27 protein-coding genes and 1 tRNA gene are annotated in these 23,902 nt (G+C 57.9%); 15 read left to right on the top strand and 13 right to left on the bottom strand.

Features of this window, described 5'->3' with window-relative positions; all coding sequences use genetic code 11:
- The first annotated feature begins 2 nt into the window (after window positions 1–2).
- Window positions 3–461: an Rrf2 family transcriptional regulator gene (locus NYR50_RS13840; RefSeq protein ID WP_418136313.1), complete on the top strand. Its 459-nt coding sequence runs from the start codon at window positions 3–5 to the stop codon at window positions 459–461.
- Between the two features lie 73 nt (window positions 462–534).
- Here NYR50_RS13840 and NYR50_RS13835 read toward each other — a convergent pair whose 3' ends face one another.
- The gene (locus tag NYR50_RS13835) at window positions 535–852 is read right to left on the bottom strand and encodes a hypothetical protein (protein ID WP_418136312.1); all 318 of its coding nucleotides are present in this window, start codon (window positions 850–852) and stop codon (window positions 535–537) included.
- A gap of 95 nt (window positions 853–947) precedes the next feature.
- A complete protein-coding gene (locus tag NYR50_RS13830; protein ID WP_418136311.1) occupies window positions 948–2,336 on the bottom strand; it encodes a PLP-dependent aminotransferase family protein in 1,389 nt (462 codons plus the stop codon).
- Between the two features lie 116 nt (window positions 2,337–2,452).
- Here NYR50_RS13830 and NYR50_RS13825 point away from each other — a divergent pair, with 116 nt between their 5' ends.
- Complete coding sequence (locus NYR50_RS13825; RefSeq protein ID WP_418136310.1) at window positions 2,453–3,328, top strand: DMT family transporter; 876 nt, start codon at window positions 2,453–2,455, stop codon at window positions 3,326–3,328.
- Between the two features lie 3 nt (window positions 3,329–3,331).
- Here the strand turns inward: NYR50_RS13825 and NYR50_RS13820 are convergent, their stop codons facing one another.
- The 4 genes from NYR50_RS13820 to NYR50_RS13805 all read right to left on the bottom strand — a co-directional run bounded on the left by NYR50_RS13820 (window position 3,332) and on the right by NYR50_RS13805 (window position 6,170).
- Complete coding sequence (locus NYR50_RS13820; protein WP_418136309.1) at window positions 3,332–4,429, bottom strand: GH25 family lysozyme; 1,098 nt, start codon at window positions 4,427–4,429, stop codon at window positions 3,332–3,334.
- A 180-nt stretch (window positions 4,430–4,609) separates the two neighbouring features.
- Window positions 4,610–4,798, bottom strand: coding sequence for a YegP family protein (locus NYR50_RS13815; RefSeq protein ID WP_010970746.1), 189 nt, complete (start codon window positions 4,796–4,798; stop codon window positions 4,610–4,612).
- Window positions 4,799–4,885: 87 nt separating this feature from the next.
- Complete coding sequence (locus NYR50_RS13810) at window positions 4,886–5,584, bottom strand: type 1 glutamine amidotransferase (RefSeq protein ID WP_418136308.1); 699 nt, start codon at window positions 5,582–5,584, stop codon at window positions 4,886–4,888.
- Between the two features lie 136 nt (window positions 5,585–5,720).
- Complete coding sequence (locus NYR50_RS13805; protein WP_418136307.1) at window positions 5,721–6,170, bottom strand: DoxX family protein; 450 nt, start codon at window positions 6,168–6,170, stop codon at window positions 5,721–5,723.
- A gap of 137 nt (window positions 6,171–6,307) precedes the next feature.
- Here NYR50_RS13805 and NYR50_RS13800 point away from each other — a divergent pair, with 137 nt between their 5' ends.
- Both NYR50_RS13800 and NYR50_RS13795 read left to right on the top strand, forming a co-directional pair.
- Window positions 6,308–6,613 (top strand): SelT/SelW/SelH family protein, encoded by a 306-nt coding sequence (locus NYR50_RS13800; RefSeq protein WP_418136306.1) that lies wholly within the window; start codon window positions 6,308–6,310, stop codon window positions 6,611–6,613.
- A 119-nt stretch (window positions 6,614–6,732) separates the two neighbouring features.
- A tRNA-Leu gene (locus tag NYR50_RS13795) sits at window positions 6,733–6,819 on the top strand.
- 187 nt (window positions 6,820–7,006) lie between these two features.
- Here the strand turns inward: NYR50_RS13795 and NYR50_RS13790 are convergent.
- Complete coding sequence (locus NYR50_RS13790; protein WP_010970742.1) at window positions 7,007–7,390, bottom strand: pilus assembly protein N-terminal domain-containing protein; 384 nt, start codon at window positions 7,388–7,390, stop codon at window positions 7,007–7,009.
- Window positions 7,391–7,410: 20 nt separating this feature from the next.
- On the opposite strand from NYR50_RS13790, the gene NYR50_RS13785 reads away from it, so the two are divergent.
- From NYR50_RS13785 to NYR50_RS13740, 10 genes are all read left to right on the top strand, one after another.
- Complete coding sequence (locus NYR50_RS13785) at window positions 7,411–7,764, top strand: hypothetical protein (RefSeq protein WP_418136305.1); 354 nt, start codon at window positions 7,411–7,413, stop codon at window positions 7,762–7,764.
- Window positions 7,765–7,834: 70 nt separating this feature from the next.
- Complete coding sequence (locus NYR50_RS13780; protein WP_418136304.1) at window positions 7,835–8,023, top strand: Flp family type IVb pilin; 189 nt, start codon at window positions 7,835–7,837, stop codon at window positions 8,021–8,023.
- A gap of 124 nt (window positions 8,024–8,147) precedes the next feature.
- Window positions 8,148–8,660: an A24 family peptidase gene (locus tag NYR50_RS13775; RefSeq protein ID WP_418136303.1), complete on the top strand. Its 513-nt coding sequence runs from the start codon at window positions 8,148–8,150 to the stop codon at window positions 8,658–8,660.
- Between the two features lie 122 nt (window positions 8,661–8,782).
- Entirely contained in the window at window positions 8,783–9,589 is an 807-nt protein-coding gene (gene cpaB, locus NYR50_RS13770) for a Flp pilus assembly protein CpaB (protein WP_418136302.1), read from the top strand.
- A complete protein-coding gene (locus NYR50_RS13765; RefSeq protein WP_418136301.1) occupies window positions 9,586–11,169 on the top strand; it encodes a type II and III secretion system protein family protein in 1,584 nt (527 codons plus the stop codon). Before cpaB ends, NYR50_RS13765 begins: the two co-directional genes overlap by 4 nt.
- Before the next feature lie 56 nt (window positions 11,170–11,225).
- Window positions 11,226–11,918 carry a CpaD family pilus assembly protein gene (locus NYR50_RS13760; protein WP_418136300.1) on the top strand — a complete coding sequence of 231 codons (693 nt, stop codon included), beginning with the start codon at window positions 11,226–11,228 and terminating at the stop codon, window positions 11,916–11,918.
- A 34-nt stretch (window positions 11,919–11,952) separates the two neighbouring features.
- Window positions 11,953–13,236: an AAA family ATPase gene (locus NYR50_RS13755; protein ID WP_418136299.1), complete on the top strand. Its 1,284-nt coding sequence runs from the start codon at window positions 11,953–11,955 to the stop codon at window positions 13,234–13,236.
- Window positions 13,237–13,269: 33 nt separating this feature from the next.
- Window positions 13,270–14,745: a CpaF family protein gene (locus NYR50_RS13750; protein ID WP_174006549.1), complete on the top strand. Its 1,476-nt coding sequence runs from the start codon at window positions 13,270–13,272 to the stop codon at window positions 14,743–14,745.
- A gap of 15 nt (window positions 14,746–14,760) precedes the next feature.
- Window positions 14,761–15,765 (top strand): type II secretion system F family protein, encoded by a 1,005-nt coding sequence (locus NYR50_RS13745; RefSeq protein WP_418136298.1) that lies wholly within the window; start codon window positions 14,761–14,763, stop codon window positions 15,763–15,765.
- A 9-nt stretch (window positions 15,766–15,774) separates the two neighbouring features.
- Window positions 15,775–16,761: a type II secretion system F family protein gene (locus NYR50_RS13740; protein ID WP_418136297.1), complete on the top strand. Its 987-nt coding sequence runs from the start codon at window positions 15,775–15,777 to the stop codon at window positions 16,759–16,761.
- A gap of 81 nt (window positions 16,762–16,842) precedes the next feature.
- Here the strand turns inward: NYR50_RS13740 and NYR50_RS13735 are convergent, their stop codons facing one another.
- The gene (locus tag NYR50_RS13735; RefSeq protein ID WP_174007587.1) at window positions 16,843–17,553 is read right to left on the bottom strand and encodes a tetratricopeptide repeat protein; all 711 of its coding nucleotides are present in this window, start codon (window positions 17,551–17,553) and stop codon (window positions 16,843–16,845) included.
- Between the two features lie 256 nt (window positions 17,554–17,809).
- Between NYR50_RS13735 and NYR50_RS13730 the strand changes: the two genes are divergently transcribed.
- The gene (locus tag NYR50_RS13730; protein ID WP_418136296.1) at window positions 17,810–19,204 is read left to right on the top strand and encodes a leucyl aminopeptidase family protein; all 1,395 of its coding nucleotides are present in this window, start codon (window positions 17,810–17,812) and stop codon (window positions 19,202–19,204) included.
- Window positions 19,205–19,262: 58 nt separating this feature from the next.
- Here the strand turns inward: NYR50_RS13730 and pncB are convergent, their stop codons facing one another.
- From pncB to NYR50_RS13705, 5 genes are all read right to left on the bottom strand, one after another.
- Window positions 19,263–20,567: a nicotinate phosphoribosyltransferase gene (pncB, locus tag NYR50_RS13725; RefSeq protein WP_092770165.1), complete on the bottom strand. Its 1,305-nt coding sequence runs from the start codon at window positions 20,565–20,567 to the stop codon at window positions 19,263–19,265.
- 191 nt (window positions 20,568–20,758) lie between these two features.
- Entirely contained in the window at window positions 20,759–21,118 is a 360-nt protein-coding gene (locus NYR50_RS13720; RefSeq protein WP_418136295.1) for a hypothetical protein, read from the bottom strand.
- Window positions 21,119–21,213: 95 nt separating this feature from the next.
- A complete protein-coding gene (locus NYR50_RS13715; RefSeq protein WP_418136294.1) occupies window positions 21,214–22,065 on the bottom strand; it encodes a C40 family peptidase in 852 nt (283 codons plus the stop codon).
- Between the two features lie 18 nt (window positions 22,066–22,083).
- Window positions 22,084–22,428, bottom strand: coding sequence for a MarR family transcriptional regulator (locus NYR50_RS13710; RefSeq protein ID WP_174007585.1), 345 nt, complete (start codon window positions 22,426–22,428; stop codon window positions 22,084–22,086).
- Window positions 22,429–22,790: 362 nt separating this feature from the next.
- Window positions 22,791–23,897 carry a DUF475 domain-containing protein gene (locus tag NYR50_RS13705; RefSeq protein WP_174006530.1) on the bottom strand — a complete coding sequence of 369 codons (1,107 nt, stop codon included), beginning with the start codon at window positions 23,895–23,897 and terminating at the stop codon, window positions 22,791–22,793.
- Window positions 23,898–23,902 lie beyond the last annotated feature (5 nt).

Raw genomic sequence — 23,902 nt, 5'->3', positions numbered from 1 at the left:
CAATGAGACACGACACGCGCCTTTCTCGAGTGCTGCATATTCTGATCCATATGGAAAAACATGAGGGTGCCGCGACCTCCGAAAACATCGCGGCGATGCTGCAGACCAACCCCGTGGTGGTGCGCCGCACGATGGCCGGCTTGCGGGAGCATGGTTACGTAAGATCGGAAAAAGGCCATGGCGGCGGGTGGGTGCTGGCACGGCCGCTCAGCGAGATCACGCTGCTCGATATTTACCGGGCACTTGGCGCACCGCAGCTGTTCTCGATCGGGTTGGCTGGTGACAATCCGAATTGCGTCATCGAGCAGGCGGTCAATGCTGCACTTTTCGACGCCATGAACGAGGCGGAAAACATCCTGTTGTCCCGCTTCGGAAGCATAACGCTTTCGACGCTCGCAGAGGAGTCGATCAATCGCTGGTCGAAGCTTTCCAACTGCCCCTCCGCCATGGAGCAGCTTTAAGCGCGCGGTTGGCTTTCCACGAAGAAAAACCGCCTGCTGAAAAGCAGGCGGTTCTGTCATATCAATCAACCCGTTAAGGCTGGGTCTGCGTGCCACCCGTATTCGGGCTTGCCGGTGCCGTGTTGTTCACGGGCGGCGTTGCCGGGGTGGTCGGAGCCATGGGCGCCGGTGACTGATCCGTTGCCGCAGGCGGCGTGGTGGAGGACGTCGTTGCCGGATCGGTGGTCGGGCCGCTCATTTGCGACCAGGCGAAAACGCCCACCAGAACGACAACGATGATCGCCAACCACGGTACCCAGGACGACGACGTGCGGGCACGCGGTTCATTGCTGATATTCAGTTCCGGACGCAGATCGCGGTCCGGACGCGGGTTATTGGGATCGAATGTCATGGTGTTTCCTCCTCTTCATTCTGGGGAGAAAACGACGTTCACGGGATTTTGTTCCGATTTCCTTCAAATGCCGATAAATAGGGATGGCCAGTCACTCATCGAAGGGCATCCGCGAGCACCGTCATGACCTGCGGGCCTGCCATTTGCGACACGTTGAAACGCATGAAACCGGAGGCGTTCTGCGACGAGCTGAACACATTGCCGGGGGCCAGAACCACCTGCCGTGCAAGCGCTCGCTGCGCCACATCGGCGGCATCTATTCCGTCCGGCAGGCGGCACCACAGGAACATGCCCGCCTGCGGCTCGATCCATGGCACACATCCGATCGATCTCAGACGGGTTGCCGCCTCCGGCACCGCAGCCGCAAGACGCTGCCGGAGGGCCTCGACATGCTTGCGGTAACTTCCGTCCGTCAAAAGCGACAGGACCAGCGCCGCCGAAAAATGCGTTCCGCCGAAGGCCGTGGCGATCTTGAGGTCGGTCAGGGCTTCCACCCATGCCTGGGGCGCCGCGATGAAACCGCATCGCACGGAGGCGGACAGCGTCTTGGAAAAGCTGCCGATCTGGACAACGCGGTTCAAACCATCAAAAGCCGCCAGCCGCGGAGCCGCCTGCGTTTCGAAATCGGCAAAAATATCATCCTCGATGATGGTCAGGCCCGCCTGTTCGGCCAGCATCAGCAGGCGATGGGCGGAAACGGCGGATAGTCTTGCGCCGGTCGGATTATGGATCGCGGAATTGGTGATATAAAGCCGCGGATGGTGTTCTCTTAGCGCCTGCTCGAAAAGCGGCAGGTCGGGACCAGCAGGCGTATAGGGCACCCCGACAATCTTCACCCGATGCGCCCGCAACAAGGCTTGGAAATTGAAGAAACAGGGGTCGTCGACAACAACCGTATCCCCCGGCTGCAGCAGGAAACGGCAGAGAAGATCGATTGCCTGGGTGCCGGAATCGGTGAGCATGATCTGGCTCGCCCCCGCCTGCACACCGTGTTCCGCCAGCCGGCGTGACAGAAGCTGGCGCAACGGCAACAGCCCCATCGGGGTTCCGTAATCCGTCAGCAAGACGTCATCGGCACGGGCCAGCCCTCGCATCGCCCGCCGCAATGCCTCCTGTGGCATCCACGACGCCGGAAGCCAGCCGCAGCCGGGCTTGGCGAGAGCGGAACCGTCATCCAGCGCCTGCCGCGAAACCCACAAGGGGTCCACCGCCCTGTCGAGCCGTGGTTCGATATCGGCAAGCGAGAGCGGCGCAAGCGGACCCGCGACGAAAAAACCGGAGCCGGGGCGCGAGCTTATCGTACCATCCGCCACAAGCCGGTCATAAGCTTCGACAATGGTGGAAGTGGAAAGCTGCATGGTCTTTGCAAGTGCCCGCACGGATGGCAGGCGCGCGCCCGGAACAAGGCTGCGCGAGGCGATGCGCTGGCGAATATTCGCCATCACCTTTTCGATGCGTGTGCCCGCCGTGACCTTCCCGTCCACATTCAATCCTAACCGTACTGCTTTCAATACCATAACAGTTTGTCGATATTGTATCTTATTGTCGCTGTTCCTGCCAACCAATCCGGATCAAGAAAGGCAAAAGGCAGGAGATGATCATGGACAAGACGACAAGCGGTTGGCTGAACGGGCTGACGGGCGTGGTGATATTCAGCGGGTCTCTGCCCGCGACACGCCTTGCGGTAACAGGTTTCGACCCGGTGTTCCTGACCGCCGCCCGCGCCAGCATCGCCGGCCTGTTGGCGCTGGCGCTGCTGTTTCTGTTCAGGCAGAAGCGCCCGGCGCGCGGTGATCTGACATCACTTTTCATTGTCTCACTGGGCGTCGTGGTGGGATTTCCGCTCTTGACCGCCCTCGCCCTGCGACACGTCACCTCTGCACATTCCGTCGTTTTTGTCGGGCTGCTACCGCTCGCAACCGCGATTTTTGCCGTTCTGCGTGGCGGGGAACGACCGCGCCCCATCTTCTGGCTGTTCTCCTGCCTCGGCAGCGCGCTGGTGGCGGGTTTCTCCCTGTCGAATTCGTTCGCCACCGGGATCGAGGCCTCGCTTGCCGGCGATCTTCTCATGCTCGGCGCAATCATCGTCTGTGGGCTCGGTTATGCGGAGGGCGCTGCCCTCTCCCGCAAGCTGGGCGGCTGGCAGGTCATTTCCTGGGCGCTGGTGCTTTCCCTCCCCGTGATGCTGCCGCTTGCCTTTTTTACCGGGCCGGAAACGCTCGGCGGCATAGACCCGCAGGCCTGGGGCGGCCTTGCCTATGTCTCGCTGTTCAGCATGCTGATCGGTTTCATCTTCTGGTATCGCGGGCTGGCACAGGGCGGCATCGCTGCGGTGGGGCAGCTGCAATTGCTCCAGCCCTTCTTCGGGCTAGCGCTCGCCGCAACTCTGCTGCACGAAGAGGTGAGCCCGGCCATGATCGGCGTGACGCTGGTGGTGGTGCTGTGCGTTGCGGGCGCGCGAAAATTCGCGCGCTGATCATCAGCTCGAACGACGATCCACCCAGCGATGCCAGGATTCCTCGCTGCCGTTGAAGACATTGAGATCGATACGGCCATCGACGCCATGCGACAGGCCGGAGCCGGAATATTGCCAGAACAGCCACTTGCGCCCGGGATAGACCACCGACGGGTGCTGGGCGACGGCGCGCAGCCAGAAGGGATAATCCTGAAACTCACCCTGGAGGTTGTCCTTGTAGAAATCAGGCGCCGTATAGATGATCGGCCGCTGGCCATAATGGCGCTCGAGCTTGTCCATGAATACACGCATCTTTTCCAGAACGCGTTCGCGGGAATGGCGCATCTTGCAGCTCGATTCGCCGTTATATTCCACGTCGATGACCGGCGGCAGCGCATCCGGATCGCGCGGCACGTTGCGAATGAACCAGTCCGCCTGTTCGCTGGCGTTGCGGCACCAATAAAAGAAGTGGTAGGCGCCACGGCGAATGCCTGCCTCCTTCGCACGCTGCCAGTTGGTGCGGAACATCGGATCGAGATGATCGCCGCCATCCGTCGCCTTGATGAAGGCGAAATTTGCGCCGCGGGTGCGCAGCTGCGGCCAGTCTATATTCGCCTGCCAGCGGGACACATCCACACCATGGACCTGGAAATGGCGCGGCTGAACCCGGCCGAAATTGATGGGCTTGGCGTCGCTGAAACTGGAACGGAAAATGCGGGAGCGGATCTGCGCGCCAGCGCTCGCCGCCGGAGCGGCAGCCATGGCCAATTGCACCGGGCGCTCCATCGGCCGTTCTGCCGGTCGCACCATTCCGGTCTGCGAAGGACCCGGCAGACGGATTTCAGGTGCATTTTGCGGCAGGGATGCCCTCGGCGTGACGGCGGAAAAGGCCTTGGGCTCATCCGGCACCGGCCCGCCCCACGCCAGGACTTCCTGCCGTGGCTGGGCCGCAATCGGCTGGGTGCCGACACTTGCCTGCGGCACCGGTGCAGATGGCCTGACCGAACTGGTGGTTTCCTTCGACGGCAAGCCAGCCATCAGGCTTTCCGGCCCGGAACTGGACGTGCAGCCGCCAAGCAGAAGGCAACCGAAAAGAAGTGCTGGTACAGCCGATGAACGCATGAGAACCCGTACGCAAAACAAAATCGGGGGGCACTCAGACGCCACCCGCAGACCTCGAAAGACAAATGCTAACGGAAGATTATCCAAAAAGACTGAATCTTATCTTTACGCCGGCACCTGTCGATGCGCCCGTCATTTATGACAGGCGAAACGCTTCGAGTTCTCGCGCAAGGGCGGCGCTCAGGCCGTCATTGTGGTGAGATCGACGGTATCGGCACCGGCAGAGTTTCTCTTGATCGATTCGATCGCGTGGATAGCCGATGCCTTCGCCTTGTACCCTTCCGACGAAAACATCGTCTCGCCATTGGATGCCTTGAAGCGGAAGCGATATTCACCGGCTTTGTCCTGATAGATTTCGAATTTATACATGATCTTTGCGCCTCTCTTGCGAATCGGGATGAACCCACAGCGATCTTGAGTAGAGCCCATTTAATTCGCAACCGAAAATCGCTGCGGTCAGATCAGCCGGATCCAGGCACGGGCTATTTCCAGACCGGCCACGTCAGCCATCTGCGCCCGCGTGCCACGGTAGTGAGCGTAGTTTTCCAGCCAGCCGGGCGACATTCTTTCGACGGAACCTGGAAATGCCCGACACCATTCGTCGACAACCTCGGTGGAAGCCTCGAAATGAAACTGGGTGCCATAGGCCGCGCGGCCGATACGAAAGGCCTGGTTTCGTGTCGCGGCATTGGTCGCAAGGCGCGTGGCATCGGGCGGAAGCGTAAAAGTGTCACAATGCCACTGAAAGATCGGGAAGTTCTGCTGCTGCCCGGCCAAAAGCGGATCGGATAAGCCCTCCGGCGTCAGGGACACATCCTGCCAGCCGAATTCCGGCGGGCCTGAGAGAATATTCTCTCCGCCATAGGCGCGTGCCAGCAACTGGCTGCCGAGGCAAACACCCATGACTGCCTTGTCCGCATCGCCGAAGGCCTTCATCAGAAGCGCCAGGTCCGGAAGATAGGGATAAAGCACATCATCTACCGCGTTCTGTTCGCCGCCCAGAACAACAAGCGCATCATGGTCGTCCGCGTCTTCAGGAAGAGGATCGCCCGCATAGGCGCGGATGATGTGAATATCCGCCGCCGCCTCTCGCAGGGCGACGCCAATTTGTCCATGCGGCGTGCCCGCCATGTTTTCTATGATTGCTACGCGCATAAGACCTCTTGGCGACGACGATGGACTCAATCGGCAAAGATTGCCGATTGAGTCCAGCTTCACCACGGGAAAAAACGATTTTCAAGAGCGCAACATCGTCTTTGAGGCGGTAGCGGACGGCGCGGCGTTTTAAGCCTCAGAATTCACGCGTCAGCTTGGCGTCCACCGAATGACGGTTGCCGCCGCGCACGGCGAAGAACAGGAAAATCGCAGCCCAGAGAATCGATTTTTCCGCACCTCCCAAGCCTTCTGCCTTTACGATGCCGTGAAAATAGACCGTGACCAATAGCACGATCATGGCCGCGAAAGATGCTGGCCGCGTGAACAGGCCGATCGCGACCAGAATGCCGCCGAAAAATTCCGTGGCGGCCAGCAGCGGCGACCAGAAGACGCCAGGGTAAAAGCCAAGGCTCTCCACCATGCCGACGGCGCCGAAAGGATTGACGATCTTGCCAAAGCCGTGGGTAACCAGAAGAAGCCCGGCTGTGACGCGCAGAACGGTCTCCACTAGATCATGGGTCGAATTATAAAGCGGCGCGACCGCCGGAACGAAAAGACGCTGACGATTATTCTCGAACTGGGCCATAGGATCTCCACGTTTCAGCCTTCGACAGCTTCTCTGTTCGCAAAGCCACATGATAAGAACAAGCACGCGCCCGGTAAAAACATGAGTGTTTTAGTTGACATTATCGTGAGCATTATTGCGCTGAAGGAAAATTAGGGATGACCGAGACAAAACCCCGCATAACCATTCGCTACTGCACACAATGCAACTGGCTGCTTCGCGCAGGCTGGATGGCGCAGGAAATCTTGCAAACCTTCTCCTCTGATATCGGCGAAGTCAGTCTCGTTCCCTCGACCGGCGGTCTGTTTGAGATCACCGTTGATGGGACGATTATATGGGAACGCAAACGCGATGGCGGTTTTCCCGGTCCAAAAGAACTCAAACAAAGAATCCGTGACATCATCGATCCGGAGCGTGACCTCGGCCATGTCGACAGAACGAAGCATGAGGGCCTCGACACCTGACCCGGCGACATGTTTCAACAGCCCGGATTAAGTTTTTTCCCTTTAAAATCAATTATCGTCATAAAAGTTCAAAAAGTCTGTTGACACCGGGCGGCTGCCCTCGTACATCGCTCTCCGTCGCCCAGATGGCGGAATTGGTAGACGCGCCAGCTTCAGGTGCTGGTACTCGAAAGGGTGTGGAGGTTCGAGTCCTCTTCTGGGCACCATTCCATTTTTGATCTTAGCTAGATCAAATACTTATCCGAAAAAAAGTAACATATAGCCGACCGGCAAACGCCGGGAAGCATGTTGCTTTTTTCGCATTTTTTCACTCTCAGAAAAATTGAAGACGAGCGACTTCCGTTTCTATCGGAAGGCCCGCTGTCCTGTCAGAATTATGCATGACGCTCCCTGTTAAGGCTGAGCGTCCTTGTCGCCGCTATTCTGCGAATGCTGTTCGCAATTCGGCGTACAGGACAGCACCGTGCGCTCCGTCTGACGGAACACACGAACCGTATTGCCCTCATCGATGGAGACGAGAATGCGTTCATCCACGATCGGATTGCCTTCGGCATCAAGAAGCACAAGGTTGGTCGTGCCGAAACTGCGCCCGGTTAGAACGATGGTCGTTGCATCGGCAACCGTGGCATCGGCGACTTTGGAGTTGCCGACGATAACCTTGCTCACGGGACGATCGAGGCGGAGAACGCGGGCGTGATTCATCGAAACGCGCAGTATATCGTCCTGGGCAAAAACCGGCTGCGCCGCAGCCCCGAGGAAGACGGACAAGCCGACCATGATTTTCGCCAGTTTTCCGGATGACACGCGTTTGGCCCTTGCTCACTATCAGCACAGTTTATTGCGCCACAGAATGCGCGGTTTTAGTGAATGAAGCGTTAAATGGCACGAATCCCGCAATGCGGATGATCGCCATGTGTAACAAGATGGTATTTTCATCACTCTTCAATCGCCTCAAAACTGAACATATGCGTCTCCCTGAAGCAGCAATTCTAAAAAAGAGAAAAGTGATAAGGCTCAAAATACACTTACTTATCCGCAAATATAAAAATGCAGAAAATACTTTTCATTTTTATTTACCAAGAGAAACTCATCCTGCCGTTTACTTTGAATTAATCGTTTTTTTTAAGCGCTTGGAAATCGCTCGGCTGTAGTTTGAACGCAACCGAACAACGGAGAACAGTTGTCGGCGTGCTGAACCAAACAAGATTTAGGAGAGACCTCATGACCAAGATTTTCGCTCGTTTCCTCAAGGATGAATCCGGCGCGACCGCCATCGAATACGGCTTGATCGCTGCCCTGCTTTCGGTTGCAATCATCGGCGGCGCAACGACTGTCGGCACTCGCCTTAACGCATTATTCGTCAGCCTTGGCGCCAAGATGACGACCGCAGCGACTTCAGCGGCAAATTAAATACTACTGGATTTCTCTCGATGGCCGCTCGTGAAACGAGCGGCCATCTTATCATTTTCTGATATCCTTATTCCATTGTTTGCCACACCGAATAAATGCGAAATCCTTGACAGGAATTAACCACATGGTCGTAGCAGCAATTTTCCTGATCTTACCTCTGTGCCTCGCCTTTGCCGCACTTAATGACCTTTTCAGCATGACGATACCCAACAGGATATCGTTTATTCTGCTGTTGTCTTTCGTGGTGGTAGCACCCTTGTCGGGTATGGACTGGCAGTCTTTTGCAATGAGCTTCGTCGCCGCGGCGATCGTCTTTTTCGGTTGTTTCGCACTCTTTGCAGCCAATGTAATGGGTGGAGGTGATGCCAAGCTACTCACGGCCGCTGCAGTGTGGTTCGGTTTCAATACTGCCCTTGCTGAGTTTCTGCTTGCAGTGACTTTGATCGGAGGCGTGTTGACTCTCGGAATTCTTCTCCTGCGATCACGATCACAGGAAATCATGGCCATCGGTATTCCCATTCCAGATTCTCTGCTGGTTGCAAAAAAAATCCCTTATGGCATTGGCATCGCCATAGCCGGGCTGTTGACCTACGGTGAAGCACCACTTGTGAAAGCTGCCATCGTCAGTCTTTCCTGAACCAGATTGTGTGCGTCATTAAAGTCGCGTTAACCACGAATCCAAGAACAATATTAACCATAATTATACCAATCGAGCACCATCCTGACGGGAGCAGAATCTGATTCCCTCAAGGATCGAGCATGAAACCGTCGCGTATCGTCATTCTTTCCGTTGCCCTGGTGGCCGCCGGTCTTGCCGGCCTTGTCGCCATGCAGATTTCCGGCGCGAAGCAGGTTATCGAAAAAGCGGAAACGATCATCCAGAAAGAACCAACGGTCAACGTTCTCGTCTCCTCAGTCAATCTGCCCGTCGGCAGCCGTCTGAACGACAGCTCTGTGCGCTGGACACCCTGGCCACAGGGCAATGTGGTCGACAGTTTCATAACGGAAGCGAAAAGGCCCGACGCCATCACCGAGCTCGCGGGCACGGTCGTGCGGTTGCCCCTGTTCGAAGGTGAGCCGATCCGGCCGGAAAAAGTGGTCGATTCCAGCAACCGCATCATGTCTTCGCTTTTGCCCGCCGGCAAACGCGCCGTCGCGACCGAGATTTCCGTCTCGACCGGTGCGGGTGGCTTTGTGCTGCCGAACGACCGGGTCGATGTCATCATGGTCCGCAAGGGCGAGAATGGTAACTTCCTGACCGAAAATGTTTTGAACAACGTCCGTGTTCTGGCGATCGACCAGCAGATCAAGGAAGGCGAAGACGGCATGGCGGCCGTGGTCGGTGCCACCGCGACGCTCGAACTGACCCCCGAACAGGCAAAGATCATAACCGTGGCGCAACAGATGGCGGACCGTCTCACGCTCGCCTTGCGTTCAGTCGCAGATGCGCAGGAAAACGATACGCTTTCGGCCGGCCATCTTCTCAGCGGAAGTTCCGGCCAGCCGGAAATTCAGGTGATCAAATCCGGCTCGATCGTGAAGAGCGGTCAAGGAGCCTCACAATGACCGGGGGGCTCATGACAAAACGCTTCAAACACCATCTGCGCTCGTCGATGGCAGGCGGGCTTGCATTCTGCCTGGCTTTTTCAGGCGTTCCCGGCCGGCATTCTCCCGATTTTCTGCGCACCAGCGAGGCGGAAGCGCAAAGCGCAAGCATCGTTCGGATCACCGAAAGTGGCACGGGCATTCGCAAGCGCCTTAAACTCGGGCTGAACAAGGCGCTCGTCATCGACCTGCCGGAAGATGCGCATGACATTCTCGTTGCCGACCCGAGCCTCGCCGACGCTGTGACCCGGACATCGAGACGCATCTACCTTTTCGGGAAAATGGTGGGACAGACCAACATCTTCATTTTTGGTGACGGTGGTCGGGAAATCGTCAGCCTCGATCTCGAAGTTGAGCGCGACATTTCGGGGCTTGAGGCGAATATCCGCCGCTTTATCCCTGAGTCGGACATCAAGGTGGAAATCGTCTCGGACAACATCGTTCTAACCGGATCGGTGCGCACGCCGCAGGATTCCGCACGCGCGGTGCAACTTGCCGACGCCTTTCTGAAGGGCGGCGAGGCCACCACACGCAACATATCGCTCACGGGCGGCAACAATGGCGGCGATGCGGCAATTTTTGCCGAGCGCCGGCAGGTATCGCAAATCGTCAACATGCTGACGATCGAAGGCGAGGATCAGGTAACGCTGAAAGTCACTGTCGCGGAAGTCAGCAGACAGGTTCTGAAGCAGCTCGGATTTAACGGCTCGATCAGCAGTTCGACAAGCGGCAATGGGTTCGAATTTGCAAATCCGTCTAATCTTGGCAATGCGATCGATGGCGCGTCGAGGATTGCAAGCGGCGCAATTGGCTCGGGCTCGCTCAGATTTGCGTCATACCTCAACGCCATGGAGCAGGCCGGCGTCATGCGCACCTTGGCGGAGCCGAGCCTGACTGCTATTTCCGGAGAGCAGGCGAAGTTCTATGTCGGAGGTGATTTCAGGCTTGCCGCAGAGCAGGAAGTCGACATCGACAAGGAAACCGGGCGGCCGACGATTACACGAACGACTAATACAGTCGACTATGGCATCACTTTGAACTTCAAGCCTGTCGTGCTTTCGCCCGGCCGCATCAGTCTCAAGATTGAGACCAATGTTTCCGAGCCTACCTATGAAGGCAACGTTGTAACCGGAAATGGGGGTCGAACGATCCCAGGTTCAACTTACATGTCGGTGCGCAAGCGCGAGACCTCCACAACGGTTGAGCTTCCCTCCGGCGGATCGATCGTGATTGCGGGTCTTGTCCAGGATAATGTGCGGCAGGCGATGTCCGGGCTTCCCGGCATGTCAAAAATCCCGATCTTTGGCACGCTTTTCCGCAGCAAGGAGTTCCTGCGCAACGAAACGGAACTTGTCATCATCGCGACGCCTTATCTGGTGCGGCCCGTTGCCCGCAACCAGATCGCCCGGCCGGATGACAACTTCAACCCGGAAAACGATGCGGCGATGTATTTCATGAACCGCGTCAACAAGGTCTATGGTCGCAAGGATCAGGTTCAGGCGGCCCCCTATCAGGGATCAGTGGGGTTCATCTACAAATGACGACGCGCGCACCCAGTCCCCTCTCCACAGCGAGCCCGATCCGGGCAGGAAACGTCATGCAGGAAAACTCTTCCGCCTTTTCCCTCCATTTGCCCGGAAGAAGGGCCAGCCTCCTCGCCGTGGCGGCGCTAGCTGCCGGCCTGCTGCAGGGCTGCGCACGCGACCCGATGACCACCAACGCCATTCCCGACGATTATCGCACGCGCCACCCGATTACCCTGTCGGAAGCCGAGCATTCGCTTGATATTCCGGTTTCTGCCGGCGACAGCCGCTTGACCACGGCCATGGCTGACAATGTCCGTGGCTTTGCCCAGAATTATGCGTCGATGTCGACGGGTATCGTCAACATTCAGACGCCTTCGGGATCGCCCAATTCGGCAACGGCAGCGAAAATGGCGAAACAGATCCGCTCCACGCTTTCCGGCGCGGGTGTCGCTCAAGGCAAGATCATGGAAACGCGCTATGCTGCTTCTCCGAATGGCGACTCCGCGCCCATCCGCCTGAGCTATGTCGCCGTTACCGCGATGACCGGCCAATGCGGCCAGTGGCCTGAGGATCTTTCGGACAACACCTTCGCCAACAAGAACTGGTATAATTTTGGATGCGCCTCACAGAGCAATCTCGCGGCGCAGATCGCCAATCCCATGGATCTGGTCGGCCCGCGCGGCATGAGCCCGATTGATGCCGAACGCCGGGCGGTGGTCATCGATACCTATCGCAGCGGTACTTCGACGGCACCGACAAACTGATGCAGGTCCACCATTTCTCACGGCAGGAAAAACGATGAGCGCTGTAGAATACGACATCAAGCTGAGCGGTGGCGCGGAAGCCGAACCGCCGCTGCGCGCTTCGGATATGGATCGCCTGCGGCCCCTGCCCCGTATCTCCATCCACGCCTTCTGCGTCAGCGACACTATGCAGGCCGTCATGGAAGCCCTGTCGAGCGACAGGCGCATGAGCAGGGTCACCCTGCGGGTGACCAAGGGTGATATCAATGCGGCGGCGACGATGTTTTCCGCATCGCCCACACCCAATCTCATCATTCTCGAAACGGCAAGCTCGACTGCCTCACTGCTGAACGATCTCGCGCCGCTGGCGGAGGTTTGTGATCCTTCCACCCGCGTCATCATTATCGGCCGGCACAACGACATCACGCTTTATCGCGATCTCATCCGCAACGGTATTTCCGAATATCTCGTCGCACCGGTCAACATGGCTGATCTGCTCGGTTCGATCGCCGCGATCTTCGTCGATCCGGAAGCCGAACCGCTCGGCCGTAACATCGCCTTCATCGGCGCCAAGGGCGGCGTGGGTTCCTCCACCATCGCGCATAATTGCGCTTTCGGTATTTCGAGCCTCTTCTCCACGGAAACCATTCTGGCGGATATGGATCTTGCCTATGGAACGGCCAATATCGATTTCGATCAGGACCCCGCCCAGGGCATGGCTGAAGCTGTCTTTTCACCGGAACGACTGGACGAGGTGTTTCTCGACCGTCTTCTGACAAAATGTTCCGACCACCTGTCGCTCCTGGCAGCACCGTCTCTTCTCGACAGGACCTATGATCTCGATCGTCAGGCGTTTCTGCCGATCCTCGAGGTCTTGCAGCGAAGCGCGCCGATTGCGGTTCTCGATCTTCCCCACCAATGGTGCGACTGGACCCGGGCAGTCCTTGCGGAAGCCGACGAGGTGGTCATTACGGCGGTTCCCGATCTTGCCAATCTGCGCAACACAAAGAACCTCTTTGATGCGCTGATCAAGCTCAGACCCAACGACAAGTTACCGCATCTCGTTCTCAATCAGGTCGGTATGCCGAAACGTCCGGAAATTACGCCGACGGATTTTCTTGAGCCCTTGGAAATCGAGCCGATCGCGATCATCCCCTTCGACGCACAATTGTTCGGAAATGCCGCCAATAGCGGCCGTATGATCAGCGAGATGGACGAAAAATCCCAGACTGCGGAAACCTTCTCGCAGATCGCACACACCATCACAGGTCGCTCCGTGCTGCGCAAAAACCGGCGCGGCGGTCTGGAAAAACTGAAGAATATTCTCAAGCGCAAGTAGGTCTTCTGCCAGCGCCCTTAGACGGAAACGCCGATGTTCGGAAAACGCGGGCCTGAAGGCCCAGCCAGAAGCACGAAGCCGGAACCTGTTGCACCTGCCGTATCCATGCAGGTGGCGACAGCGTCTGAGCCTCGTTCTCCTGCCACTGATACGCTCGAGCCCGGCCAATCACCCGTTACGCGCCAGGTGACGACGGGCGCACCACTCGCTCAGAAAAAACGCGCCCGCACGGAAGACTATTACAATACCAAAAGCCAGGTATTTTCCGCCCTCATCGATACCATCGACCTTTCGCAGCTCGCCAAGCTCGACGCGGAAAGTGCGCGCGAGGAAATTCGTGATATCGTCAACGATATCATCACGATCAAAAATTTCGCCATGTCGATTGCCGAGCAGGAAGAGCTGCTCGAGGACATCTGTAACGACGTCTTGGGCTACGGGCCGCTGGAGCCGCTTCTCGCGCGCGACGACATTGCCGATATCATGGTCAATGGTTCCGGCCAGACCTTTATCGAAGTCGGCGGCAAGACCATCGAGTCCGATATCCGCTTTCGCGACAATGCGCAGTTGCTCTCCATCTGCCAGCGCATCGTCAGCCAGGTCGGCCGACGCGTGGATGAATCGAGCCCGATATGCGACGCCCGCCTGCCGGACGGATCGCGTGTCAACGTCATTGCACCGCCGCTCGCCATCGACGGACCCGCGCTGACGATCCGAAAATTCAAGAGGGACAAGCTGACGCTCGACCAGCTCGTGCGTTTCGGAGCGATCACGCCCGAAGGCGCGACATTGCTCAAGATCATCGGTCGCGTTCGTTGTAATGTCGTCATCTCTGGCGGCACCGGCTCGGGCAAGACCACGCTCCTCAATTGTCTGACGAGCTTCATCGACAAGGATGAACGCGTCATCACCTGTGAAGACACCGCCGAATTGCAGCTTCAGCAGCCGCACGTGGTGAGGCTTGAAACGCGTCCGCCGAATATCGAGGGCGAAGGCGAAATCACCATGCGCGATCTCGTCAAGAACTGCCTTCGTATGCGGCCTGAGCGTATCGTCGTCGGCGAAGTGCGCGGACCGGAGGTTTTTGACCTGCTTCAGGCCATGAACACCGGCCATGACGGCTCAATGGGAACGCTGCACGCCAATACGCCGCGTGAATGCCTCAGCCGTATCGAATCGATGATCGCCATGGGGGGATTCACGCTGCCGGCCAAGACCGTGCGCGAAATCATCTCAGGCTCGATCGATGTCGTCATTCAGGCGGCCCGCCTGCGCGACGGTTCGCGGCGGATAACGCAGATCACCGAAGTGATCGGCATGGAAGGCGATGTCATCGTCACCCAGGATCTGATGCGATACGAGATCGAAGGCGAGGATGCGCAAGGCAGGCTGATCGGCAGGCATGTATCGACCGGTATCAGCAAGCCGCATTTCTGGGACCGTGCACGGTATTACGGCGAAGATAAGCGTCTGGCGGCCGCGCTCGATGAGATGGAAAAGAGCTCCTAAGGGAAAGCGACCGCCATGGACCCGACAATAGTGTTACTGGCCGTACTCGTCGCCATCTCGGCAGGAGCGCTCGCCTATGCCTTTCTTTTCCAGCAGATAGAGGTCGAGAAAAAGACGACCAGCCGCTTCAAGCGCGTGCAGGCCGCAGAGACGGATCATACAAATATCAAGGCTGCGCGCGACCGGGTCCAGGAACTCAGCAAGCGCCGCAAATCCATGCAGGACAGCCTGCGGGATATGGAAAAGAAACAGAATGAGAAGGCAAAAAAAGCAAAGAATGTCAGCCTGCGTGATAAACTCGTGCAGGCAGGGCTGGCAATTTCCGTTCGGCAGTTCCACCTTCTGAGCGTCGCCGCGGCGGCATGTGCCGCCTTAATTTCACTTATCTATGGTCTGTCCTTATTGACCGCTGTTCCCATAGCCGTCGTCGCGGCTTTGGGACTGCCGCGCTGGGTATTGGCATTTCTCCTCAAGCGCCGACAGAAAAAATTTCTTGAGGAGTTTCCCAATGCGCTTGACGTCATGTGCCGCTCGATCAAATCAGGTTTGCCGCTGAACGACGCTGTACGACTGATCGCTTCGGATGGTCAGGAACCGGTGAAAACGGAGTTCCAGCGGGTTGTCGATGCGCAGCAGGTCGGCATCGGCATTCCTCAGGGGATCGAGCGCATGATGCTGACCATGCCGCTTTTCGAAGTAAGCTTCTTCAGCATCGTCATCAACATCCAGGCACAGGCAGGCGGCAACCTTTCGGAGGCATTGTCCAACCTGTCCAGGGTGTTACGTGACCGTAAGAAGATGCGCGCCAAGGTGAACGCCCTGTCCATGGAGGCGAAAGCATCCGCCGTCATCATCGGCGCATTGCCTTTCATCGTGATGATGCTGGTGCACTTTACATCACCTGACTATCTTTCGGTTCTTTTCACAGATATGCGCGGACACATCATTTTGGGGGCGTCCGCAATATGGATGCTCATCGGGATTTTCATCATGCGTCAAATGATCAATTTCGATATTTGAGGGGCGACCATGACAGGAAATCTCATTTCCCGCCTGACGGATCCGCAGACGATCATCGCCATTCTTGTGACGCTGGCGGTTTTCGCGACCCTCTATACGCTGATCATGCCTTTCCTGGAGCGGAAAGACCTCGCCAAGCGCATGAAAGCCGTTTCGTCAGAACGGGAACTCATTCGCAGCCGTGAACGCGAGCGCCTAGCGACTGTGACCCGCGACGGCAGAACATCCCTTCGCGGCAACAATAATAAATCCGCGCGGCGCATTGTGGAAAAATTCAATCTTCGTGAAGCGCTTGCCGACCAGAACACGATGAACAAGCTGCGTGCCGCCGGTTTCCGTTCACAGAACGCGCTCAATACATTTCTTGCCGCCCGGTTCGTCTTGCCGTTCATTTTCCTGGCGGTGGCATTCACCTGGGTTTTCGTGCTCGGAAATCTGGCCGACAAGGCTTTTGTCGTTCGACTGATGGCCGTGCTTGTTTTCGGCTATATCGGTTTTTACGCCCCCAATATCTATGTTTCTAACCGCATGACCAAGCGGCAGGCCTCGATCAAGCGGGCATGGCCGGATGCGCTCGACCTGATGCTGATCTGCATCGAATCTGGCGTGTCAATGGAATCGGCAATGCGTCGTGTGGCGGAGGAGATGGGTGAGCAATCACCTGAACTGGCGGAGGAGATGATCCTGACGACGGCGGAGCTGTCTTTTCTGCAGGACAGGCGCACGGCTCTAGAGAATTTCGGTATGCGTACCCAACTGGATGGCGTCAAAAGTGTGGTGCAGGCTCTTATCCAGGCAGAACGGTATGGAACCCCGCTCGCTCAGGCGCTGCGTGTTCTTGCGCAGGAAGGCCGAGACGAGCGTATGAATGAAGCCGAGAAAAAAGCTGCCGCTTTGCCGCCGAAACTGACCGTGCCGATGATCATATTTTTCCTGCCGGTCCTCATTGCGGTCATTCTCGGGCCAGCTGGCATTCGCGTTGCCGATACTTTCTAATGTAGCAAAAGCATCGCGAATTTACGCACAGCAGCAATCATTTATCCGCCGGGCCGCACTATAAGTGTTTCAGAAAACCCGTTAACCAGCCGGCTTGCCGTCTTTTTTCGCCAGTTGCTGCCAGGAATTCTGCTGCGAAAGCATTGCACGCAGATACGTCAGGTTAGCCTGTGCCTGCTGGGCAGAGAGTTCCTGAACCGCAATGCGTTCGGCTTCAGCAAAGCGGCCCTGCAGACCAACCACGAGCGCAAGGTTCTGGCGGACGCGGCTATCGGCGCCCGGCTGGGCAATGGCCGATTGCAGATAGGTTTCAGCGGTGCGCGGATCGCTCGACAGGACATAGGACATGCCGAGATTGGACAGGACGCTCGGATCGTTCGGCTTGAGGTCGAGCGCCTGACGATATCTGGAACGCGCCTCGTTCGACCGTCCGAGCTGGTCGAGCACCGCGCCCTCGGCGGAGTAGAGCCGCCAGTCTGGACGATCAGGCGTCTGCGCGCGCTGGATGGTCGAAAGCGCCTGCTCCAGCTGGCCGGCAGCCGCCTGCGACTTGCCATAGGCTGCAAGCACTTCACGGTCGGCCGGATTGGCGATGGCGATCTGCTGCATGACGGCGAGAGCCTGCGTATTCTTGCCGGTCATCATCAGCACGCTGGCATAATTCATGCCGACGGACCTGTCCTTGGGGTTGCGTTCATAGGCTTTTCCGGCGGTCTCTTCCGCCTGCCGAAGCTGCTCCATGTTCAGGTGGTCATAAGAACGCGTGGCGGCGGGAATGGAGCCAGTGGACATGCGATCCGGCTTGTTGGTGCTCGCGCATCCGGAAACAGCCAAAACCAGCGCTGCGAGACATGCCCCCCGCAACAACCTTGTCCGGCGTGTCTCACCCAAAGAAAATGCAGTCATGGCAGCGCCCCCGCCCGAGAATGATCGATCTTGCGCCCGACACACGAAAGACTCACATGACGCAACTTTCGCTTAAGCAATAATCTGTTAACCCTAACAGAGCGTTAATCGCACCGATTCTCGACATTTACGGAAGCATACCATGGCGCCCTATCAGTTCATCGAACGCCCCACCCCTTTTAGCTCGAAGGCCGGCAGCACATTGCCGGTTTTTGCCGTCACGCCAGCCCATATCGAACAGGGTGCCATAGACCCGGTCGCTCTGGACTGGGCGAAAAAGGCGGGGTTCAAGGCGGAAGCGGGCGCCGTCCTGCTCGTTCCCTCCTCCGATGGATCGCTGGGCGGTGTGTTGCTCGGCCTTGGGGGCAATCCTTCCGAAGTTCCCTTCATCACCGGGAAACTCGCCCGTGAGCTGCCGGAGGGCGAGTGGCACATCGAAACCGCGCCCCTGACGGCCAATCGCCTCGCGCTCGGTTTCGGCCTCGGCAGTTACCGCTTCGACAAATACAAGACCACCAAGACCAGCGGGGCAAAGCTTCTCATTCCGCAGGACGCCGAAGATGGCGAGATCAAGCGCGTTCTGGCAGGTGTCTTCCTCGCGCGCGACCTCATCAATGTTCCGGCCAACGACATGGGGCCGGACGAGCTCGAGATTGCCTTCCGAGCGCTTGCCGCCCACTACAAGGCCAAGGTGAACGTTACCACCGGCGATGATCTGCTTAAAGAGAATTTCCCGCTCATCCATGCCGTTGGCCGCGCCAGTGAAAGCGCACCGCGCCTTCTGGAGATGAACTGGGGCAAGAAGGGCAATCCGCGGCTGACACTGGTGGGCAAGGGCGTCTGCTTCGATACCGGCGGTCTCGACATCAAGCCTGCGGCCTCGATGGCCTTGATGAAGAAGGATATGGGTGGCGCCGCTAATGTTCTCGGCCTCGCGCTGATGATCATGGATGCGAAGCTGCCGGTCGATCTGCGCGTTCTCGTGCCGGCGGTCGAGAATTCCATTTCCGCCAATGCCTTCCGTCCCGGCGATATCTATAAGAGCCGCAAGGGGCTGACGGTACAGATCGACAATACCGATGCGGAGGGTCGTCTCGTTCTGGCTGACGCGCTTGCTTATGCGGACGAGGATGCGCCGGACCTGATGATCGACATGGCGACGCTGACGGGTGCGGCACGTGTGGCTCTGGGTCCCGATCTGCCACCCTTCTACACCGATGACGAGGATCTGGCGCATGATGTCGCGGAAGCCAGCATCGATACGGATGACCCGCTGTGGCGCATGCCACTTTACATGGGATATGACAAGGATATCCGCTCGCGCGCGGCCGATATCACCAATGCGCCTTCGGGCGGCATGGGTGGATCAATCACCGCTGCCCTGTTCCTGAAGCGCTTCGTCACCAAAACCAAGCGCTGGGCGCATTTCGATATTTACGGCTGGTCGCTCAGCGAGCGTCACCATTCATCGATCGGCGGGGAAGCGCAGGGTATCCGCGCGTTGTTCCATTACATCGCCCATCAATTCGCGAAGTAATCTTCCTGAACCAAGATCAGGTTCGAAGGGCGCTTCCTCAACCGGAGCGCCCCTCGCCTTAAACCAGAACCTTCTGTTCCTTGTGGTCTTCCTCGCCGAAGAACTTCAGGTAACGCTCCACTTCGGCCGGATCGCCAGTGGCTTTTTGCGGATTGTCCGAGAGCTTCACCGCCGGGCGGCCATTGGCGTCGCTCACCTTGCAGACGATGGAAATCGGCTTGAGGCTGGCAATGGTCTTCGGCGCGCAGCCGGCAAAATCATTGGTGAGGTTGGTGCCCCAGCCGAAGCTCATGCGGACGCGGCCTTCAAAATGCCTGTAGGTATCGACGATGGCATCGACATCGAGACCATCGGAAAAGATCAGCATCTTCTTACGCGGGTCGCGGCCCATCTTCTGCCACCACTCGATGATCTTTTCCCCACCTTCGATCGGCGGCGCGCTGTCCGGGCGGAAGCCTGTCCAGTCAGCCACCCATTCCGGCGCGTTGCGCAGAAACGCAGCCGTGCCGAAGGCGTCGGGCAGCACGATCAGCAGGTTGCCGCCATAAAGCCGGTTCCAGTCCTTCAGAACCTGATAGGGGGCGGCCGCCAGTTCCTCATTCGTCTGCGCCAGTGCCGCAACCACCATTGGCAATTCATGCGCGTTGGTGCCGACGGCTTCGAGGTCGGAATCCATGGCGAGCAGGACATTGCTCGTGCCTGTAAAGGCGGGGCCTATGCCTTCTTTCAGCGCCTCGACGCACCAGCGCTGCCAGAGGAAGCTATGGCGGCGGCGGGTACCGAAATCGGAGATGCGCAGGCCCGGCAGTTCCCGCAACCGCTCGACCTTTTCCCACATCTTGGCCTTGGCGCGGGCATAAAGCACATCCAGCGTGAAATAACCGAGCGAACGCATGGCGCTGCGCGAGCGCAGCTCGTTGATGATAGACAGCGCCGGGATTTCCCAGAGTGTCGTGTCCATCCAGCGGCCATGGAAATTCAGCTCATATTGCCCGTCGCGCTTGAAAAGCTCGTATTCCGGCAACTGATAGCTGGAAAGCCAGGAGAGAAACTCCGGCTCGAAAATCTGCGAGCGGCCGTAAAACGTATTACCCGCAAGCCAGATATTTTCCTTCTTGGAGAGACGCAGGGTGCGCGCATGATCGAGCTGTTCGCGCAGTTCCATCTCGTCGATCTCCTCCGCCAGCCGCACAGTCTTCGTGCGGTTGATCAGGGAAAACGTCGCGTCGACTTCCGGATAAAGTTTCCAGATCATCTGCAACATCAACAGCTTGTAGAAATCCGTATCGATCAGGCTGCGGACGATCGGGTCTAGCTTCCAAGTATGATTGTGGACACGGGTGGCTATATCGGTCTTCGTCATACTTGCATTCCCCAATATCGGCCAAAGGTCAAAAAATAGCCGATGTCACTCCGCACCCCGGCAGGTATCAACCTGTCACGCGGAAGATTTATCTGAAAAAGCGACGACAAGTCCAGAGCGCCGGCAGCGGCAAATGCTTCCTGTCATTCCTGATGGACGATTTTCCACAAACGCAGCTGGGCAAACCCGCTTCAGAAGGTCGGATCGACAGGGTTGATGCCGGGATACCAGTCCTTGGAGATCGGATTTCTGCCGCCGAAACTGGAAATACCGTTTTCATCGGTGCAGCGATACCCCTGAACAGGAAGCCCACGGCTACCGAAAACATCCCGGTATGGACCTCGGGAGTATCCCGTCACGCCCAGTTCGCTATGGCAGTTATAACGGACCTTGGGCTGCAGCGTTCGCGGGTCCTTGACGCCGGGCAGGTTTGCATAGGCATCCGGCGCAGGGGCAAAACCATTCTGGAAAACGGTCTGTGCCTCGGCCGATGTGTTCAGCAAGGCCGCCGTGAGGATCGCTGCCAATCGTGTCGCCGTTCTCGTCTTCATCCGTGCCAGTCCCGTACCATCATCCAACCGATGTAGGCCGTCGGGGGCTCTCGCACAAAGGGCCGGGCGGGCACAATGTCGTGAAAGCCGCCGTCTCAGCCTTCCAGGCGGCGGAAAGCCGTCGGCTTTTCATAAAGCCAGCCGATGCGCTCGATGGCCGCATCGAGATTTTCGCGGGCGACATTCATCGTGTGGCCATTGGCATGCAGCAACGTCTCCTCGTTTTCCATGAGGCCGACATGGCCCTTCCAGAAGACGAAATCGCCGCGTCGCAACTCATCACGCTCGATTTCCACGCCCAGCGACTTTACCTGCATATCCGTGTCGCGCAGAACCCGGCGGCCGGTCATCGCCATGGAAAGCTGCACGAGGCCCGAACAATCGATACCGAAGCCGGAGCGCCCGCCCCAGAGATAAGGCGTTTCGATAAAACGCAGAGCCACTGCCACATAGTCTTCTTCAAGCGCCGCATCCACGGCCCGGCAATGGGCGGCAATGATGCCCTCGCCTTTTTCGGTCATCAGGTAGCGGGTGCCGCGTGTCTCCGCCTCGCCGACGATGCGGATCAGGCTGCCAATGGACAGCGCCGCGACAGGCGGTTTGCGCAACTCGGCCGAAGGATAAAGGAATGTGCGCGGCGCGATGATCTGATGCGTGGCGGCGGCTACGTCGCCGATTGCCGTTTCCGGCACATAACCGGCGTAACCATCGGCATCAGCCTGCACCCAGGCCCAGCCATTTGCCCTGTCGAAAACGCGCACCGTTTCGCCGCAGAGCAGCTCGGTGTCTATACCGGTGGCAAGGTCAGGCGTCGGCCGCAGGCCAATGACCGGTGCGGTGACCTGTGCGGGCGAACCGCTGACGAAACGTTCGGCCTCTACCACACCCTGCAGTTTCGCATCGGCGAGATCGGGCCGGAAGACATTCAGGCGGCGGTCGAGCATCATGGGTTTCACATCCAGAGGTTAGATCTTGCGCGCCTGATCAATAATCAGATCACCGAATTTTTCCAGATAAAGCGCACCGGCCACGGTGCGTTTTATCACGACATTGCGCCTGTCCCGCTCATCCCGAACCCGGTCGACTAATCCCAGCGCCCCGAGGCTGTCGAGTGCGCGGGTGATGACCGGTTTGGTGACCCCCAGCGTGGCGGCGAGCCCCCGAACGGTGTGCGGCGGCGGCACGAGATAAATCTGCAGCAGGATGGCCGTCTGACGCAAGCTCAAATCCGGCTGATCGTCAATGACCTGCGCCGTGGATACACGGTGCCAGAGACCCAGGGCCTCCGTTGGTGACAATTGTGCAGGCAAGCAAGTGACCCTTCCCGTCGTTATTCCACTGTTTTCATGCAACGCAATGGAAAACTCAAGAACCAACTGCACAAACAAAACCGCCGCGCGGCGCAGACCTTAAGATCGCGCGGCGCGGCGGCATTATAGACCCGTTTTCCGGGCTTTTACGTCCCCTCTGGACTTGCCAGATGAGATGCAGGAAGCGTGCCAGTTTTGTTGCAACGCACAAAATTCAATGAAAACAGTCCCTTGGAACGAATATCCGCTTTTATGGGCAGATTTCCCTCAAGGAGAAAACAGCAACAAAAACAGGCAACAGGAGATATGATGCTTAAAAACTGCCTTCCGCCGCAGTGGCGGAAGGCAGGGATGGTTGTGGATCAGATTTCCGCACCGCGCGCCGCATCTGCGGCACCGGCACTTTGTTGCCGGTTATGCCGGATCGACGACCAGAGCGAAATACCGATCAGGGTCGCACCGCCAAGACCGGTGATGACCTCCGGTATATGGAACATGGTCTGCACGTACATGATAACCGAAAGGATCAGGATCGCATAAAAAGCTCCGTGTTCCAGATAGCGATACTCGGCCAGCGTTCCCTTCTCCACCAGCATGATCGTCATCGAGCGCACATACATGGCGCCGATGCCGAGGCCGATGGCGATGATGAAGAGGTTCTGCGTCAGCGCAAAAGCACCGATCACGCCATCGAAGGAGAAGCTGGCATCCAGCACTTCGAGGTAAAGAAACGCACCGAAACCGCCTTTGGCCGCGCCTTCCAGCATTTCCTGGCTGCGATCGAGAATACCGCCGACAACTTCCACCAGCAGGAAGGTCAAAAGACCCCAGATCGCCGAATGAAAGAAGGTGTTGGCAGCAACCGGACCGAGTTCCGGGTTGTCGCTGGCACCGATGATACGCGAAAACACCAGCATGACGATAAGCACGAAGGCGATCTCGATGCCCTTGACGGAGGAATAGGTCGCAGCCTTTTCCTCGATCCAGCGCACCCAGTGCACGTCCTTCTCATGGTCGAAGAAGAAATTGAGACCCACCATCATCAGGAAGGTGCCGCCGAAAGCCGCAATCGGCAGATGGGCGTCACGCATGATTTCCGCATAACGCTCCGGCTGCGTGGCCGCCATGACGAGTGCCGTCCAGGGGCCGACATTGGCGGCAACGACAACGATGAGAAGCGGAAAGACGATACGCATGCCGAAAACGGCGATGAGAATACCCCAGGTCAGGAAGCGATGTTGCCAGACCGGTGTCATGTCCTTTAGCTTGTTGGCGTTGACGATGGCATTGTCGAAGGACAGCGAGATTTCCAGCACGGCAAGCACCGCGCAGATGAAGAAGATCGTCGCTGTGCCGCCGATCGTGCCGGTCATTTCCCAGCCGAGGTAACCGCCGAGGATCAGACCAACGACGGTGACGATAAATGCCCACTTGAAGTAGGAAAGCGTGGTTTTCTGGGCGGCGCTCATGTCCG

It is taken from the genome of Agrobacterium sp. El2ro-1b (genome assembly GCF_048298475.1).
Lineage (GTDB): Bacteria > Pseudomonadota > Alphaproteobacteria > Rhizobiales > Rhizobiaceae > Agrobacterium > Agrobacterium fabrum.
This window is presented reverse-complemented; position numbering and strand designations above follow the sequence as displayed.

Bases quoted from the DNA above. Each gene is read 5' to 3' on its own strand.
- NYR50_RS13815 (WP_010970746.1), bottom strand. From the start codon at position 4,798: ATGTATAAATTCGAAATCTATCAGGACAAAGCCGGTGAATATCGCTTC.
- NYR50_RS13805 (WP_418136307.1), bottom strand. From the start codon at position 6,170: ATGGCCCAGTTCGAGAATAATCGTCAGCGTCTTTTCGTTCCGGCGGTC.
- NYR50_RS13715 (WP_418136294.1), bottom strand. From the start codon at position 22,065: ATGATGCTCGACCGCCGCCTGAATGTCTTCCGGCCCGATCTCGCCGAT.
- NYR50_RS13780 (WP_418136304.1), top strand. From the start codon at position 7,835: ATGACCAAGATTTTCGCTCGTTTCCTCAAGGATGAATCCGGCGCGACC.
- NYR50_RS13740 (WP_418136297.1), top strand. From the start codon at position 15,775: ATGACAGGAAATCTCATTTCCCGCCTGACGGATCCGCAGACGATCATC.
- NYR50_RS13755 (WP_418136299.1), top strand. From the start codon at position 11,953: ATGAGCGCTGTAGAATACGACATCAAGCTGAGCGGTGGCGCGGAAGCC.
- NYR50_RS13765 (WP_418136301.1), top strand. From the start codon at position 9,586: ATGACCGGGGGGCTCATGACAAAACGCTTCAAACACCATCTGCGCTCG.
- NYR50_RS13750 (WP_174006549.1), top strand. From the start codon at position 13,270: ATGTTCGGAAAACGCGGGCCTGAAGGCCCAGCCAGAAGCACGAAGCCG.
- NYR50_RS13705 (WP_174006530.1), bottom strand. From the start codon at position 23,897: ATGAGCGCCGCCCAGAAAACCACGCTTTCCTACTTCAAGTGGGCATTT.
- NYR50_RS13735 (WP_174007587.1), bottom strand. From the start codon at position 17,553: ATGTCCACTGGCTCCATTCCCGCCGCCACGCGTTCTTATGACCACCTG.
- NYR50_RS13820 (WP_418136309.1), bottom strand. From the start codon at position 4,429: ATGCGTTCATCGGCTGTACCAGCACTTCTTTTCGGTTGCCTTCTGCTT.
- NYR50_RS13800 (WP_418136306.1), top strand. From the start codon at position 6,308: ATGACCGAGACAAAACCCCGCATAACCATTCGCTACTGCACACAATGC.
- NYR50_RS13745 (WP_418136298.1), top strand. From the start codon at position 14,761: ATGGACCCGACAATAGTGTTACTGGCCGTACTCGTCGCCATCTCGGCA.
- NYR50_RS13810 (WP_418136308.1), bottom strand. From the start codon at position 5,584: ATGCGCGTAGCAATCATAGAAAACATGGCGGGCACGCCGCATGGACAA.
- NYR50_RS13825 (WP_418136310.1), top strand. From the start codon at position 2,453: ATGGACAAGACGACAAGCGGTTGGCTGAACGGGCTGACGGGCGTGGTG.
- NYR50_RS13840 (WP_418136313.1), top strand. From the start codon at position 3: ATGAGACACGACACGCGCCTTTCTCGAGTGCTGCATATTCTGATCCAT.
- NYR50_RS13785 (WP_418136305.1), top strand. From the start codon at position 7,411: ATGACACGCGTTTGGCCCTTGCTCACTATCAGCACAGTTTATTGCGCC.
- NYR50_RS13835 (WP_418136312.1), bottom strand. From the start codon at position 852: ATGACATTCGATCCCAATAACCCGCGTCCGGACCGCGATCTGCGTCCG.
- cpaB (WP_418136302.1), top strand. From the start codon at position 8,783: ATGAAACCGTCGCGTATCGTCATTCTTTCCGTTGCCCTGGTGGCCGCC.
- pncB (WP_092770165.1), bottom strand. From the start codon at position 20,567: ATGACGAAGACCGATATAGCCACCCGTGTCCACAATCATACTTGGAAG.
- NYR50_RS13775 (WP_418136303.1), top strand. From the start codon at position 8,148: ATGGTCGTAGCAGCAATTTTCCTGATCTTACCTCTGTGCCTCGCCTTT.
- NYR50_RS13720 (WP_418136295.1), bottom strand. From the start codon at position 21,118: ATGAAGACGAGAACGGCGACACGATTGGCAGCGATCCTCACGGCGGCC.
- NYR50_RS13790 (WP_010970742.1), bottom strand. From the start codon at position 7,390: ATGGTCGGCTTGTCCGTCTTCCTCGGGGCTGCGGCGCAGCCGGTTTTT.
- NYR50_RS13760 (WP_418136300.1), top strand. From the start codon at position 11,226: ATGCAGGAAAACTCTTCCGCCTTTTCCCTCCATTTGCCCGGAAGAAGG.
- NYR50_RS13730 (WP_418136296.1), top strand. From the start codon at position 17,810: ATGGCGCCCTATCAGTTCATCGAACGCCCCACCCCTTTTAGCTCGAAG.